Annotated in this window: 14 protein-coding genes and 1 other annotated feature; all 14 genes read left to right on the forward strand. The window is 42.4% G+C overall.

Going from position 1 to position 14690, the window contains the following annotated elements; translation table 11 throughout:
- Positions 1-4 precede the first annotated feature (4 nt).
- Positions 5-562 carry a UvrB/UvrC motif-containing protein gene (locus NSS76_RS00575; protein ID WP_024425862.1) on the forward strand — a complete coding sequence of 186 codons (558 nt, stop codon included), beginning with the start codon at positions 5-7 and terminating at the stop codon, positions 560-562.
- A 4-nt stretch (positions 563-566) separates the two neighbouring features.
- The gene (locus NSS76_RS00580) at positions 567-1658 is read left to right on the forward strand and encodes a protein arginine kinase (RefSeq protein ID WP_024425579.1); all 1092 of its coding nucleotides are present in this window, start codon (positions 567-569) and stop codon (positions 1656-1658) included.
- Positions 1655-4090 (forward strand): ATP-dependent protease ATP-binding subunit ClpC, encoded by a 2436-nt coding sequence (gene clpC, locus NSS76_RS00585; protein WP_007496263.1) that lies wholly within the window; start codon positions 1655-1657, stop codon positions 4088-4090. The genes NSS76_RS00580 and clpC overlap by 4 nt, the downstream gene beginning before the upstream one ends.
- Before the next feature lie 93 nt (positions 4091-4183).
- Positions 4184-5563 (forward strand): DNA repair protein RadA, encoded by a 1380-nt coding sequence (gene radA / locus NSS76_RS00590; protein ID WP_341080028.1) that lies wholly within the window; start codon positions 4184-4186, stop codon positions 5561-5563.
- 2 nt (positions 5564-5565) lie between these two features.
- Positions 5566-6645: a DNA integrity scanning diadenylate cyclase DisA gene (disA, locus tag NSS76_RS00595; protein ID WP_024425581.1), complete on the forward strand. Its 1080-nt coding sequence runs from the start codon at positions 5566-5568 to the stop codon at positions 6643-6645.
- Positions 6646-6798: 153 nt separating this feature from the next.
- Positions 6799-7899, forward strand: a complete 1101-nt coding sequence (locus NSS76_RS00600; RefSeq protein ID WP_024425582.1) for a PIN/TRAM domain-containing protein — start codon at positions 6799-6801, stop codon at positions 7897-7899.
- A gap of 13 nt (positions 7900-7912) precedes the next feature.
- On the forward strand, positions 7913-8602 hold the full coding sequence (ispD, locus tag NSS76_RS00605) for a 2-C-methyl-D-erythritol 4-phosphate cytidylyltransferase (RefSeq protein ID WP_024425583.1): 690 nt from the start codon (positions 7913-7915) through the stop codon (positions 8600-8602).
- Positions 8603-8605: 3 nt separating this feature from the next.
- Positions 8606-9082 (forward strand): 2-C-methyl-D-erythritol 2,4-cyclodiphosphate synthase, encoded by a 477-nt coding sequence (ispF, locus tag NSS76_RS00610; protein WP_003216928.1) that lies wholly within the window; start codon positions 8606-8608, stop codon positions 9080-9082.
- A 94-nt stretch (positions 9083-9176) separates the two neighbouring features.
- Complete coding sequence (gltX, locus tag NSS76_RS00615; RefSeq protein ID WP_213405166.1) at positions 9177-10628, forward strand: glutamate--tRNA ligase; 1452 nt, start codon at positions 9177-9179, stop codon at positions 10626-10628.
- Positions 10628-10858 (forward strand) — a binding site (T-box leader). (Overlaps the previous gene by 1 nt.)
- Positions 10859-10940: 82 nt before the next feature.
- Positions 10941-11594, forward strand: a complete 654-nt coding sequence (gene cysE, locus NSS76_RS00620; protein ID WP_024425585.1) for a serine O-acetyltransferase — start codon at positions 10941-10943, stop codon at positions 11592-11594.
- Positions 11591-12991 carry a cysteine--tRNA ligase gene (gene cysS, locus NSS76_RS00625; protein ID WP_044333797.1) on the forward strand — a complete coding sequence of 467 codons (1401 nt, stop codon included), beginning with the start codon at positions 11591-11593 and terminating at the stop codon, positions 12989-12991. The genes cysE and cysS overlap by 4 nt, the downstream gene beginning before the upstream one ends.
- Positions 12992-12994: 3 nt before the next feature.
- Positions 12995-13426 (forward strand): Mini-ribonuclease 3, encoded by a 432-nt coding sequence (locus NSS76_RS00630; protein ID WP_024425587.1) that lies wholly within the window; start codon positions 12995-12997, stop codon positions 13424-13426.
- Positions 13410-14159 (forward strand): 23S rRNA (guanosine(2251)-2'-O)-methyltransferase RlmB, encoded by a 750-nt coding sequence (gene rlmB, locus NSS76_RS00635; protein ID WP_024425588.1) that lies wholly within the window; start codon positions 13410-13412, stop codon positions 14157-14159. The genes NSS76_RS00630 and rlmB overlap by 17 nt, the downstream gene beginning before the upstream one ends.
- A gap of 2 nt (positions 14160-14161) precedes the next feature.
- On the forward strand, positions 14162-14674 hold the full coding sequence (gene rae1 / locus NSS76_RS00640; protein WP_024425589.1) for a ribosome-dependent mRNA decay endonuclease Rae1/YacP: 513 nt from the start codon (positions 14162-14164) through the stop codon (positions 14672-14674).
- The last annotated feature ends 16 nt before the right edge of the window (positions 14675-14690 follow it).

Raw genomic sequence — 14690 nt, forward strand, 5'->3', positions numbered from 1 at the left:
AAGATTGATTTGTCAAGAATGTAATGAGAGACCAGCCACTTTTCACTTTACGAAAGTTATAAATGGAGAAAAACAAGAAATGCACATATGTGAACAATGTGCAAAAGAAAACAGTGATTCATATGCTATGAGTGGAAACCAAGGTTTCTCGATTCACAACTTATTATCAGGCTTATTGAATATTGATCCTAGCTTCACCACAAGTGCTAACAAGGGCTCGTCTATTTTTCAAGAAGCGAAAGAAGTGGATCAATGTCCTAAGTGTGGCTTAACCTTTCAACAGTTCAGAAAAACAGGCCGATTTGGCTGTGCAGAATGCTATCGTACATTTGATCAGTATCTGAACCCTGTTTTAAGGAAAGTCCATAGTGGAAATACAGTCCATAATGGAAAAGTCCCAAAACGAATTGCCGGCAGCCTGCATGTTCGCCGGAAACTTGAGTTAATGCAGCAAGAGCTGAAGCAGCTGATTGAACAAGAAGAGTTCGAAAAGGCAGCGGAAGTTCGAGATCAAATTCGTGCATTAGAGCATGAGCAATCTCAGCAGAGGGAGGGAGATTAACGACATGTCGCTCCAGCATTTTATTCAAGACGCTCTAAGTCAGTGGATGAAACAAAAAGGACCAGAAAGTGACATTGTTCTAAGCAGTCGTATCCGGCTAGCTCGCAATCTAGAGCATGTTCGTTTCCCAACTCAGTTTTCTCAAGCTGAAGCTGAAGCTGTTCTCCAGCAATTCGAACAAAAGTTTGCTAGCCAGGAAGTGAAGGACATTGGAAACTTTGTTCTGATTCGAATGAATGAAACGCAGCCTTTAGCAAAGAGGGTACTTGTTGAAAAGCATTTGATTAGCCCCAATTTAGCTGAATCAAGATTTGGTGGGTGTTTGCTTTCTGAAAATGAAGAAATCAGTGTGATGCTGAATGAAGAGGACCATATTCGAATCCAATGCTTATTCCCAGGTTTTCAGCTAGCCAATGCACTAAAAGCGGCTAATCAGGTAGATGACTGGATTGAAGAGCAAGTGGATTATGCGTTTTCTGAAAAGCGAGGATACTTAACAAGCTGTCCGACCAATGTAGGTACAGGTATTAGGGCTTCGGTCATGATGCATTTACCAGCATTAGCGCTCACAAGACAAATGAATCGGATTATTCCGGCCATTAATCAATTAGGTCTTGTGGTCAGAGGAATTTATGGTGAGGGCAGCGAAGCAATAGGAAACATCTTTCAAATATCAAATCAAATGACACTTGGTCAATCAGAAGAAGACATTGTAGATGACTTGAATAGTGTGACCGCTCAGCTCATTGAACAAGAGCGATCTGCACGAAAAGCTTTATATCAAACATCTAAAATTGAACTTGAGGACAGAGTGTACCGTTCCTTAGGGATTTTGGCCAATTGTCGTATGATTGAATCAAAGGAAACAGCGAAGTGTTTGTCAGATGTGCGGCTTGGAATTGATTTAGGTATCATTAAGGGGCTTTCAAGTAATATACTGAATGAACTCATGATTTTGACTCAGCCCGGCTTCCTTCAACAATATTCAGGAGGAGCCTTAGAGCCAAATGAACGAGATATAAAACGAGCAGCGATTATTAGAGAAAGGCTGCGCTTAGAAATGCATAGGAATGGACAGGAGGATGAAACGATATGATGTTTGGAAGATTCACTGAAAGAGCTCAAAAGGTATTAGCACTTGCACAAGAAGAAGCCATTCGCCTAGGCCATAAAAACATAGGTACTGAGCACATTTTACTTGGCCTTGTACGTGAAGGTGAGGGCATCGCTGCTAAAGCGTTAGAAGCACTGGGCCTTGTTTCAGATAAAATCCAAAAAGAAGTCGAAAGCTTGATTGGAAGAGGGCAAGAGGTGTCTCAAGCTATTCCTCATTATACGCCTAGAGCGAAGAAGGTCACTGAGCTTTCAATGGATGAAGCAAGAAAGCTAGGTCATTCCTATGTAGGGACAGAACATATTCTATTAGGTCTTATTCGTGAGGGAGAGGGTGTCGCTGCCCGTGTCTTAAATAACCTTGGAGTGAGCTTAAATAAAGCACGTCAGCAAGTACTGCAGCTGCTTGGAAGCAATGAAACAGGTGCATCTGCGGCAGGCTCTAATAGCAATGCAAATACACCAACACTAGATAGCTTGGCAAGAGATTTGACAGCTATTGCAAAAGAGGACAGCTTGGACCCTGTCATTGGCCGAAGCAAAGAAATCCAACGTGTCATTGAGGTTCTAAGTAGAAGAACAAAAAATAACCCTGTGCTGATTGGTGAGCCTGGTGTTGGTAAAACAGCCATCGCAGAAGGTCTTGCACAGCAAATTATTCATAACGAAGTGCCTGAAATCCTGCGCGATAAACGAGTGATGACACTGGATATGGGAACTGTTGTAGCTGGGACGAAATATCGTGGTGAATTCGAGGATCGTTTGAAAAAAGTGATGGACGAAATTCGCCAGGCAGGAAATATCATTCTCTTTATCGACGAGCTTCATACACTCATTGGTGCTGGTGGAGCAGAGGGCGCGATTGATGCGTCTAATATCTTGAAGCCATCCTTAGCACGTGGTGAGCTTCAATGTATTGGAGCGACAACGTTAGATGAGTACCGTAAATACATTGAAAAGGACGCTGCGCTTGAACGACGTTTCCAGCCAATTCAAGTAGATCAGCCGTCTGTTGATGAAAGTATTCAAATCTTAAGAGGGCTTAGAGACCGGTATGAAGCACATCACCGTGTGTCTATTACAGATGAAGCGATTGAGGCGGCGGTGAAGCTGTCTGACCGTTATATTTCCGACCGATTCCTTCCAGATAAGGCGATTGATTTAATTGATGAGGCAGGTTCGAAAGTCCGTTTACGTTCGTTCACGACACCGCCTAACCTAAAAGAGTTAGAGCAAAAGCTGGATGAAGTACGCAAGGAAAAGGATGCGGCAGTTCAAAGTCAAGAATTTGAAAAAGCAGCTTCTCTTCGCGATACAGAGCAGCGTTTGCGTGAAAAAGTAGAAGTGACAAAGAAATCATGGAAAGAAAAGCAGGGACAAGAGAATTCAGAGGTATCTGTAGATGATATCGCAATGGTCGTTTCCAGCTGGACGGGAGTGCCTGTTTCGAAAATTGCTCAAACGGAGACAGATAAGCTTCTGAACATGGAACAATTGCTTCATTCTCGCGTGATCGGACAGGATGAAGCGGTTGTCGCTGTAGCAAAAGCGGTGAGACGTGCGCGTGCTGGCCTGAAAGATCCGAAGCGTCCAATCGGCTCCTTTATCTTCTTGGGTCCAACAGGGGTTGGTAAAACGGAGCTTGCAAGAGCACTCGCTGAGTCTATTTTCGGTGATGAAGAAGCAATGATCCGTATTGATATGTCTGAATACATGGAGAAACACTCTACATCCAGACTTGTTGGGTCACCTCCAGGCTATGTGGGCTATGATGAAGGTGGACAGCTGACTGAAAAAGTGAGAAGAAAACCTTATTCTGTCGTTCTTTTAGACGAGATTGAAAAGGCGCATCCAGATGTATTTAATATCTTACTACAAGTGTTAGAAGATGGTCGTCTGACTGATTCTAAAGGGCGTACCGTTGACTTTAGAAATACGATTTTGATCATGACATCAAACGTTGGAGCTAGTGAGCTGAAGCGCAATAAATATGTTGGCTTTAACGTGCAGGATGAAAGTCAAAATTACAAGGATATGAAAGGCAAAGTGATGGGCGAGTTGAAACGTGCGTTTAGACCTGAGTTTATCAACCGTATTGATGAAATCATTGTCTTCCACTCGCTTGAGAAGAAACATCTCAAAGAGATCGTGTCTCTCATGTCTGATCAATTGACAAAACGATTAAAAGAACAAGACCTATCAATTGAATTGACGGAAGCAGCAAAAGCGAAAATTGCCGACGAAGGAGTAGATCTTGAGTACGGTGCGCGTCCGTTAAGAAGAGCGATTCAAAAGCATGTAGAAGATCGACTTTCTGAGGAGCTTCTGAAGGGGAATATTGAAAAAGGTCAACATATCGTATTAGATGTGGAAGATGGAGAAATTGTCGTAAAAGCGACTGCTGCTACGAACTAATATAGTAAGAAAAAAGTGTGAGGCATACCAGTAAGGTGTATGCCTCCCTTTACTTATTTTCTGACCAGTATAAGGAGTTGTATTCTTCAATCTATGGCTAAGACAAAATCAAAATTTATATGCCAATCGTGCGGTTATGAGTCAGCCAAATGGATGGGGAAATGTCCAGGCTGCGGCACGTGGAACAGTATGACAGAAGAGGTCGTTCGCAAAGAGCCGGCAAACCGTCGAAGTGCTTTTAATCATTCTGTTCAAACCATTCAAAAACCTTCACCTATATCTGCAATTGAAACATCCGAAGAACCCCGAATTAAAACAAATTTAGAAGAATTTAACCGAGTATTAGGAAGTGGAATTGTCAAAGGTTCTCTTGTTCTCATCGGCGGAGATCCTGGGATTGGGAAGTCCACATTGTTATTACAAGTATCAGCACAGCTCTCAGACAAAAATCAGAATGTGTTATACATATCTGGTGAGGAGTCCATTAAACAAACGAAGCTAAGAGCGGACCGCCTTGGCATTGAAAGCGCCTCTTTACATGTTTTGGCTGAAACCGATATGGAGTATATAACGTCTGCTATACAGGAGATGAAACCTGCTTTTGTTGTGGTGGATTCGATTCAAACCGTTTACCAAAGCGATATCACGTCAGCTCCCGGCTCTGTATCTCAAGTTAGAGAATGTACAGCGCAGCTGATGAAGATTGCCAAAACAAATGGTATTCCTATTTTTATCGTTGGTCACGTGACCAAAGAAGGCTCGATCGCAGGTCCACGCCTTTTAGAGCATATGGTGGACACAGTTCTTTATTTTGAAGGCGAGCGTCATCATACGTTTCGTATTTTACGGGCGGTCAAAAACCGATTTGGTTCAACGAATGAATTGGGAATTTTTGAAATGAGAGAAGAAGGGCTCACGGAAGTATTAAACCCATCAGAAATCTTTTTAGAAGAGCGGTCGGCAGGTGTATCTGGTTCGTGTGTTGTTGCCTCAATGGAAGGAACAAGACCAGTACTTGTCGAGATACAGGCGTTAATTTCCCCGACAAGCTTTGGGAATCCGCGAAGAATGGCCACTGGCCTTGATCATAATCGAGTATCGCTGCTCATGGCAGTTTTAGAAAAACGCGTAGGGCTGCTGCTGCAAAACCAAGATGCCTATTTAAAGGTCGCAGGCGGTGTGAAGCTTGACGAACCGGCGATTGACTTAGCTATTGCCGTGAGTATTGCATCAAGCTTTAAAGATGCAGCGCCGCATCAAGCGGATTGCTTTATAGGAGAGGTCGGTCTGACAGGAGAAGTCAGAAGAGTATCAAGAATTGAACAGCGAGTGCAGGAAGCTGCAAAACTAGGATTTAAGCGAATGTTTATTCCTAAGGCGAATATAGACGGATGGAAAAAGCCGAGAGGGATTGAGTTAGTTGGTGTAGAAAATGTAGCGGAGGCACTTCGAATTTCACTAGGGGGATCATAGAAATGGAAAAAGAGAAAAAAGGAGCGAGAGAACTCGATCTCTTAGATATTGTACAGTTTGTGGCACCAGGAACACCTCTGCGGGCAGGGATTGAAAACGTCCTGAGAGCCAATACTGGCGGGCTCATTGTTGTTGGTTATAATGACAAAGTAAAGAGTGTGGTAGATGGAGGATTTCACATTAATTCAGCCTTCTCCCCAGCACATTTATATGAATTGGCGAAGATGGATGGGGCCATTATTCTTAGCGATTCTGGTCAAAAAATCTTGTATGCGAATACACAGCTGATGCCAGATGCAACCATTCATTCATCGGAAACAGGCATGAGGCACCGGACGGCTGAACGTGTAGCAAAGCAGACAGGCTGCTTAATCATTGCTATTTCTGAACGGAGGAACGTCATTACCTTATACCAAGGGAATCGTCGTTATACGCTGAAAGATATTGGCTTTATTTTAACAAAGGCGAATCAAGCCATTCAAACACTTGAGAAATATAAAACGATTTTAGATCACGCCATTTCTGCGTTAAGCGCCCTAGAATTCGAAGAACTTGTGACCTTTGGGGATGTATTATCCGTGCTGCACCGCTACGAAATGGTACTCAGAATCAAAAATGAAATCAATATGTATATCAAAGAGCTTGGAACAGAGGGACACTTGATTCGTCTGCAGGTCAATGAATTGATTACAGATATGGAGCAGGAAGCGGCTTTATTTATTAAAGATTACGTGAAAGAAAAGATCAAAGATCCGTATGTGCTGCTTAAACAACTTCAAGATATGTCGAGCTTTGAGCTGTTAGATGATTCCATTCTGTACAAGTTACTTGGATATCCCGCTTCTACAAATATTGACGAATATGTGTACACAAGAGGATACAGATTGCTCCATAAAATCCCTAGACTGCCAATGCCAATCGTCGAAAATGTGGTTGAAGCATTCGGTGTGCTAGATCGAATTATGGAAGCAGATGTACAAGAATTGGATGAAGTAGAAGGAATTGGAGAAGTAAGAGCGAAAAAGATAAAAAAAGGATTAAAAAGGTTACAAGAAAAACATTATATCGACCGTCAGCTTTAAGAAGAGAAATTTTCCTCTACTACGGTTAAAAATGGATGAATATGGGTATATTAATGATGGTTTTGTTTTCTGTTGTTCATGATAGGAAACTTAAACATATATCAATGTCAGATGAAGGTGGATTGACAGATGAAAAATAAAGGAGGTGAAGGTATGTTAAAAAGAATCGTTCAGGCGTTTTTTATCATTTTGGGTGCAGTTGTGGGGATTTTTATCATTCCAGAGTTATTTCTGCTTTTAAATGTAAAGGACATACCTTTCATAACAAATGCTTACTCTTCAGCACTAATAGGAGCCGTTGTGTTCTTCATCATTGGTAAATGGTGCACAGGTTATGTGGTAAATTGGGTGAAATGGATCGAGGATTCTCTATTGAAGGCGCCTCTTCCTGATCTTATATCTGGAAGTTTCGGATTAGTATTTGGACTTATTCTAGCATATCTTATTGTAAACGTGATCCCGCTAAACAATATCCCATATCATATTTTTGGTACCATTATTCCGATTTTCCTGGCTTTCTTTTTAGGATACCTTGGGTTTCAGGTAGGCTTTAAGAAGAAGGATGAAATGATAGGGCTGTTCTCCCGATCTGCAAAGGTCACAAAGAAAAAAGGAGCAGCTGATGATGAACCTGAAATAGAAGATAAAAAGCTGAAAATTTTAGACACAAGTGTTATCATTGATGGAAGAATCGCAGATATTTGCCAAACTGGATTCTTAGAAGGTGTCATGGTCATTCCTCAATTTGTACTCGAGGAATTACAGCATATTGCAGACTCTTCAGATGTATTAAAGAGAAATAGAGGCCGAAGAGGTCTTGATATTTTAAATCGTATTCAAAAAGAATTGGATATCAAAGTTGAAATTTACGAAGGTGACTTCGAAGACATTCAAGAGGTTGATAGCAAGCTTGTGAAGCTGGCGAAATTAACTTCAGGTGTTGTTGTGACCAATGATTTTAATTTAAATAAAGTATGCGAACTTCAAAAAGTAGCAGTGTTAAACATCAATGATCTAGCCAATGCCGTTAAACCGGTTGTACTGCCTGGGGAAGAAATGAAGGTACAGGTCATTAAAGATGGGAAAGAGCATAACCAAGGTGTTGCTTACTTAGATGACGGGACGATGATTGTGGTCGAGGAAGGACGCAATTACATTGGAAAAGACATTGACGTGCTCGTCACAAGTGTGCTGCAGACTGCTGCTGGAAGAATGATTTTTGCGAAGCCAAAACTTCTGGAGAAGGCGCTCTAAAGGGAGAACGAACATGTATTATGAAGTAGTTATTCCGGCTGCGGGGCAGGGGAAACGAATGAAGGCCGGCCGCAATAAGCTTTTTATTGAGCTGAAAAGAATGCCGGTCATCATTCATACACTAAAGGTGTTTGACGCTCATGCGCAATGCAAACGAATGATCCTAGCGATCAATGAAGAGGAGCGTCAAGACTTTGAAAGGCTACTCAAGGTACACGCTTTTCAAACGCCTGTTTCACTTGTCACTGGCGGTGAAGAACGTCAGCAAAGTGTATACGAAGGATTAAAGGCTGTGAAAGATGCGGACATCGTGCTTGTTCATGATGGGGCAAGGCCTTTTATTAAGCATACACAGATTGACTTGCTCGTTAAAGCGGCGATTGAAAAAGGCTCCGCAGTTGTAGCGGTACCAGTGAAAGACACAATCAAACGCGTTCAAGAAGGCAAAGTGGAACAAACCATTGAACGTCAGAGCTTGTGGGCAGTCCAGACCCCACAAGCTTTTCGTCATTCTATTTTAAAAGAGGCGCATGAATATGCGGAGCGGACAGGCTTCCTTGGAACAGACGACGCCAGTCTTGTTGAACAATTACAAGGTGAGAATGTGTATATTGTCCAAGGAGACTATACCAATATTAAGCTGACAACACCGGATGATTTATTGGTTGCCAAGGCAATTATGGATGCGGAAAGAGGGTACTAGATCATGTTGAGAATAGGACAAGGTTTTGATGTACATCAATTAACAGAGGGAAGACCTCTAATTATCGGCGGGGTCACCATCCCTTATGAAAAGGGACTGCTAGGGCATTCAGATGCTGACGTACTGCTTCACACAGTGGCAGATGCATGCCTGGGTGCGATTGCTGAAGGAGATATCGGTAGACATTTCCCAGACACAGATCCTGAGTTTAAGGATGCAGATTCTTTTAAATTATTGCAGCATGTGTGGGCACTTGTGAAAGAAAAGGGCTACACTCTTGTGAATATTGACTGCACCATCATGGCGCAAAAGCCAAAAATGGCACCTTACATACAACCAATGTGTGAGAAAATTGCAGAAGCGCTTGAGGCAGATGTCACACAGGTGAATGTCAAAGCAACAACGACAGAGAAACTCGGATTTACAGGAAGAGGAGAAGGAATTGCCTCTCAGGCAACAGTGCTTCTTCAGAAAAAGTAAAATCCATTTTGATGAGAATAGGTTTTGATGATAAAATACGTTTATAAAAAATTGGTGTCAGACAACATGATGCAGATGAAAGGAAGTTAAACTCATGGGAAATGAAGTGCGTGTTCGTTATGCACCGAGTCCAACTGGTCATTTACATATTGGGAATGCTAGAACGGCTCTTTTCAACTATTTGTTCGCACGCAGCCAAGGCGGCAAATTTATTATTCGAATCGAGGATACGGACCAAAAGCGTAATGTAGAAGGCGGGGAGGAAAGCCAGCTTCGCCACCTGCAATGGCTCGGTATTGATTGGGATGAGAGCATTGATAAAGATGGCGGTTACGGTCCTTACAGACAATCAGAGCGTAATGATATTTACAAAAAATATTATGACGAACTGTTAGAGAAGGACTTGGCGTATAAGTGCTATTGTACGGCTGAAGAGCTAGAGGCAGAGCGTGAAGCACAAATCGCCCGCAGTGAAATGCCTCGATATTCTGGTAAATGCAGTCATTTATCAAAAGAAGAAGAGGACAAACTGATTGCTGAAGGAAGAGAGCCAAGCATCCGCTTCCGAGTGCCAAAAGGAGAAATCATCAAATTTGACGACATGGTCAAAGGTGAAATTTCATTTGAAACAGACGGCATTGGTGACTTTGTTATTGTGAAAAAAGATGGCACGCCAACTTATAACTTTGCCGTAGCCGTGGATGATCATTTGATGAAAATGACTCACGTTCTTCGCGGAGAAGATCATATTTCAAATACCCCTAAACAAATCATGATTTTTCATGCATTTGGCTGGGAGGTTCCGCTATTCGGACATATGACGTTGATTGTGAACGAGAACCGCAAGAAATTAAGTAAACGTGATGAATCAATTATTCAATTCATCGAGCAATATAAGAATTTAGGCTATTTACCTGAAGCCCTGTTTAACTTCATTGCATTACTTGGATGGTCTCCAGTAGGCGAAGAAGAACTGTTTACAAAAGAGCAATTCATCGACATTTTCGATGTAAACCGACTTTCTAAGTCACCAGCTCTATTCGATATGCATAAACTAAAATGGGTGAACAACCAATACGTGAAAGCACTTGATCTTGATCAGGTAGTGGCACTAACACTTCCGCATCTTCAAAAAGCAGGCAAGGTAAGTGAGCAGCTGACTGAAGAAGAAAACACGTGGGTACGCAAGCTTATTTCTCTGTATCACGAACAATTAAGCTACGGAGCAGAAATTGTTGAGTTAACAGAGTTGTTCTTTAAGGAGCAAATTGAGTATAATCAAGAGGCAAAGGAAGTTCTAGCAGAGGAGCAAGTACCAGAAGTGATGGCATCTTTTGCACGTCAGCTTGAACAGCTTGAGTCTTTCACACCTGATGAAATCAAGGCTGCCATTAAAGCGGTACAAAAAGAAACAGGGCATAAAGGCAAGAAACTATTCATGCCGATTCGTGTGGCTGTCACAGGACAAACGCATGGCCCAGAACTTCCGCAAAGTATTGAATTACTAGGTAAAGAAACGGTATTAAACCGCATTAAACAAATATAAGGAAATCGTTGCGAGGGAGAAGTACAATGTACTCGTCCATCACAGAAAGAGTCTCCACCGGCTGAAAGAGACTTATGGACAGACATTGGAAATGCACCCTCAAGACCCTTGAGGAACACGTACGTTAGTATGCAAGGGCGGTACCCTCCGTTATGGGATTAAGTTGAGAAGGCTGAAAGATAAGTAGCTTTCTAAACAGAGTGGAACCGCGTTTTCAAAACGTCTCTGTCATTTGGCAGAGGCGTTTTTTATTTGTCCAAAAAAAGAGAGCAAGTCCTAAGAGAGATTCATGGGGAAGAACGGGGGGAGCATGTGTTTTTCAAAATGCTGAAAGAAGATATTGATACTGTGTTTGATCAAGATCCTGCTGCTAGAAGCTATATTGAAGTAGTGCTTACCTATTCAGGGCTTCATGCGATTTGGGCTCACCGTATTGCGCACGCATTTTATAAGCGGAAGCTGTATTTTATTGCGCGGATCATTTCTCAGGTCAGCCGCTTTTTCACAGGGGTGGAAATTCATCCGGCGGCAACCATTGGCAGGCGGTTCTTCATTGATCACGGCATGGGCGTCGTGATCGGGGAAACATGTGAAATTGGAGACAACGTCACTGTTTTCCAAGGCGTGACATTAGGGGGAACAGGGAAAGAAAAGGGAAAGCGGCATCCGACCATTTTAGATGATGCCCTCATTGCGACAGGTGCCAAGGTGCTTGGTTCTATCACGGTTGGAAAAGGGTCCAAGATTGGTGCAGGGTCGGTCGTGTTAAAAGACGTCCCAGACCATTCCACTGTTGTAGGTATACCTGGGCGAGTGGTCGTTCAAAATGGAAAGAAAATCAATCGTGATCTCAACCATCAAGATTTGCCAGATCCAGTTTCCGATCGTTTTAAAGAATTGGAACGAGAAATGGAAAAGCTAAAAGGTGAGCTGGCTTCATTGAGCAGAAAGGAAGAACAATCATGACAATCAATATTTATAATACATTGACACGTAAGAAGGAAGAATTTGTCCCGCTTGAGCCAGGAAAGGTCAAGATGTATGTGTGCGGACCAACCGTTTATAACTACATTCATATCGGGAATGCTAGACCTGCTATTGTTTATGACACTGTACGTAAGTATTTAGAATACAGCGGTTACGATGTGAACTTTGTATCAAACTTTACAGATGTGGATGATAAACTCATCAAAGCAGCCAATGAACTCGGAGAAGATGTGCCGACAATTGCTGACCGTTTTATCCAAGCCTACTTCGAAGACGTCAGTGCGCTCGGCTGCAAAAAAGCAGACCTTCACCCGCGAGTGACGGAAAACATGGATGATATCATTGCGTTTATTGCGACATTGATTGAAAAAGGCTACGCCTATGAAGCAGATGGTGACGTGTATTACAGCACACGATCATTTGAAGGTTATGGAAAGCTTTCTCACCAATCAATTGATGAACTGAAGACGGGTGCTCGTATTCGTGTAGGTGAAAAGAAACGAGATGCGCTGGACTTTGCTCTTTGGAAGGCTGCAAAGGATCAGGAAATCTCTTGGGATAGCCCGTGGGGCAAAGGACGCCCAGGATGGCACATCGAATGCTCGGCAATGGTCAAAAAATATTTAGGTGATACGATCGACATTCATGCTGGCGGACAGGATTTAACATTCCCTCACCATGAGAATGAAATTGCCCAATCTGAGGCTTTGACAGGGAAGCCTTTTGCGAAGTATTGGATGCATAACGGGTATATTAATATCGATAATGAAAAAATGTCAAAATCACTTGGCAACTTTGTGCTGGTGCATGACATTGTGAAAGAACAAGATCCTGATGTGCTCCGCTTCTTTATGTTGTCGGTTCACTATCGCCACCCAATTAACTACTCAATGGATTTATTAGAAAGTACAAAGAGTGCGTTTAACCGACTCAAGACATCGTATGCGAATTTACATCACCGTCTTGAGAGCAGTACGAATATTACGGAAGATAATGCTGAATGGCTGGAAAAAATTGAAGAGCAGCGTGCGACATTTGTTTCTGAAATGAATGATGACTTCAATACGGCAAATGCGATCTCTGTTTTATTCGAATTAGCAAAACAGGCGAATTATTATATGGAAAATGATCATACTTCGGAGGAAGTGATCAAGGCATTTATCGGCTTGTTCCAAGAAATTACGTCTGTTCTCGGCTTCTCATTAGAAGAAAAGCACACGCTTGACGAAGAGGTAGAAGCGTTAATTGAAAAACGCAATGAAGCTAGAAGAAATCGTGACTTTGCTCTATCTGATCAAATTCGTGATCAATTAAAGAACATGAATATTGTGTTGGAGGACACTCCTCAAGGTACTCGCTGGAAAAGAGGAGAATAGGCAATGTTGAATTTTGAAAAGCTGAAAGATGGTAAACAGCTGAACGGACTTGCGCTGGCTTATATGGGTGATGCCATTTTTGAAGTATATGTGAGGCATCACCTCCTCCAAACGGGGGCGACAAAGCCCAATGAGCTGCACAAACGAGCAAGCAAAATTGTTTCAGCTAAATCACAGGCTGCTATTTTATTTACGCTTCAGCAGCAAGGCTTTTTCACTGAAGCAGAAGAAGCGGTGCTGAAAAGAGGAAGAAACGCAAAATCAGGCACAGTGCCTAAAAACACAGACGTTCAAACGTATCGTTATAGTACAGCGTTTGAAGCGCTTATGGGGTATTTATTTATCGAAAAGCAGGACGAACGCTTAGAAGAGCTGATTGGTCAGGCGATTGAAATCGGAACGTCAGGGAGGAAGACAAATGAGTCAGCAACATGATTATGTCATTGGGAAAAATGCAGTGATTGAGACACTGAAGTCAGATCGGGAGTTATACAAGCTCTGGATGGCAGAAAACACTGTAAAAGGACAAGCCCAGCAGGTCATTGAACTCGCTAAAAAGCAAAATATCACCATTCAGTATGTTCCGAGGAAAAAGCTTGATCAAATGGTTACAGGTCAGCACCAGGGAATCGTTGCACAAGTAGCAGCATATGAATATGCAGAATTAGATGATCTGTATCAAATCGCTGAAAAGCGGAATGAGCAGCCTTTCTTTCTGATTTTAGATGAAATTGAAGACCCACATAATTTAGGATCTATTATGAGAACGGCAGATGCTGTAGGTGCACACGGGATTGTCATTCCGAAAAGGAGAGCGGTCGGTCTAACAACAACAGTTGCTAAGGCATCCACTGGAGCAATTGAGCATATTCCTGTTGCAAAAGTGACCAATCTTTCAAGAGCCCTTGATGAAATGAAAGAAAGAGGAATCTGGGTTGCTGGAACAGATGCGTCTGCTAAACAGGATTACAGACAATTTGATGGCACAATGCCGCTGGCTCTTGTGATTGGCAGTGAAGGAAAAGGAATTGGCCGATTGATTAAGGAAAAGTGTGATTTTCTGATTAAACTGCCTATGGCCGGGAAGGTTACTTCGTTAAACGCATCAGTTGCGGCTGGTCTATTGATGTATGAAGTGTATCGAAAACGTTATCCGTTAGGAGAATAGAGATGGATATCCTCTTAGTCGATGGATACAACATGATAGGTGCATGGCCTCAGCTGCAGCACTTAAAGGAAAACAGCTTTGAAGAAGCCAGAGACGTGCTGATTCAACATTTAGCAGAATATCAAGCCTACACTGGGTATCGAGTCATTGTCGTATTCGATGCCCATATGGTCAAAGGAATTGAAAAGAAGCGGACTAACCACCGAGTAGAGGTCATCTTTACGAGAGAGAATGAAACGGCAGATGAGCGGATTGAAAAGCTGGCGCAGGATTTGAATAATATTCGGACGCAAATTCATGTGGCAACCTCAGATTTTACGGAACAATGGGCTATTTTTGGACAAGGAGCTCTTCGGAAGTCGGCTCGTGAGCTTTTAAGAGAGATTGAAGTGATAGAACGAAAGATTGAAACGAGGGTCAAAAAGATTACGTCTGATAAACCAGCATCTAAGATTGAATTGTCAGAAGATGTATTGAAAACGTTTGAAAAATGGCGGCGCGGGAATCTGGAATAGCTTGACGATATTTCAA

Origin of the sequence: Bacillus sp. FSL R5-0654 (genome assembly GCF_038008745.1) — a bacterium.
Lineage (GTDB): Bacteria > Bacillota > Bacilli > Bacillales > Bacillaceae > Bacillus > Bacillus safensis.

Bases quoted from the DNA above. Each gene is read 5' to 3' on its own strand.
- NSS76_RS00580 (WP_024425579.1), top strand. From the start codon at position 567: ATGTCGCTCCAGCATTTTATTCAAGACGCTCTAAGTCAGTGGATGAAA.
- clpC (WP_007496263.1), top strand. From the start codon at position 1,655: ATGATGTTTGGAAGATTCACTGAAAGAGCTCAAAAGGTATTAGCACTT.
- radA (WP_341080028.1), top strand. From the start codon at position 4,184: ATGGCTAAGACAAAATCAAAATTTATATGCCAATCGTGCGGTTATGAG.
- disA (WP_024425581.1), top strand. From the start codon at position 5,566: ATGGAAAAAGAGAAAAAAGGAGCGAGAGAACTCGATCTCTTAGATATT.
- NSS76_RS00600 (WP_024425582.1), top strand. From the start codon at position 6,799: ATGTTAAAAAGAATCGTTCAGGCGTTTTTTATCATTTTGGGTGCAGTT.
- ispD (WP_024425583.1), top strand. From the start codon at position 7,913: ATGTATTATGAAGTAGTTATTCCGGCTGCGGGGCAGGGGAAACGAATG.
- ispF (WP_003216928.1), top strand. From the start codon at position 8,606: ATGTTGAGAATAGGACAAGGTTTTGATGTACATCAATTAACAGAGGGA.
- gltX (WP_213405166.1), top strand. From the start codon at position 9,177: ATGGGAAATGAAGTGCGTGTTCGTTATGCACCGAGTCCAACTGGTCAT.
- cysS (WP_044333797.1), top strand. From the start codon at position 11,591: ATGACAATCAATATTTATAATACATTGACACGTAAGAAGGAAGAATTT.
- NSS76_RS00630 (WP_024425587.1), top strand. From the start codon at position 12,995: ATGTTGAATTTTGAAAAGCTGAAAGATGGTAAACAGCTGAACGGACTT.
- rlmB (WP_024425588.1), top strand. From the start codon at position 13,410: ATGAGTCAGCAACATGATTATGTCATTGGGAAAAATGCAGTGATTGAG.
- rae1 (WP_024425589.1), top strand. From the start codon at position 14,162: ATGGATATCCTCTTAGTCGATGGATACAACATGATAGGTGCATGGCCT.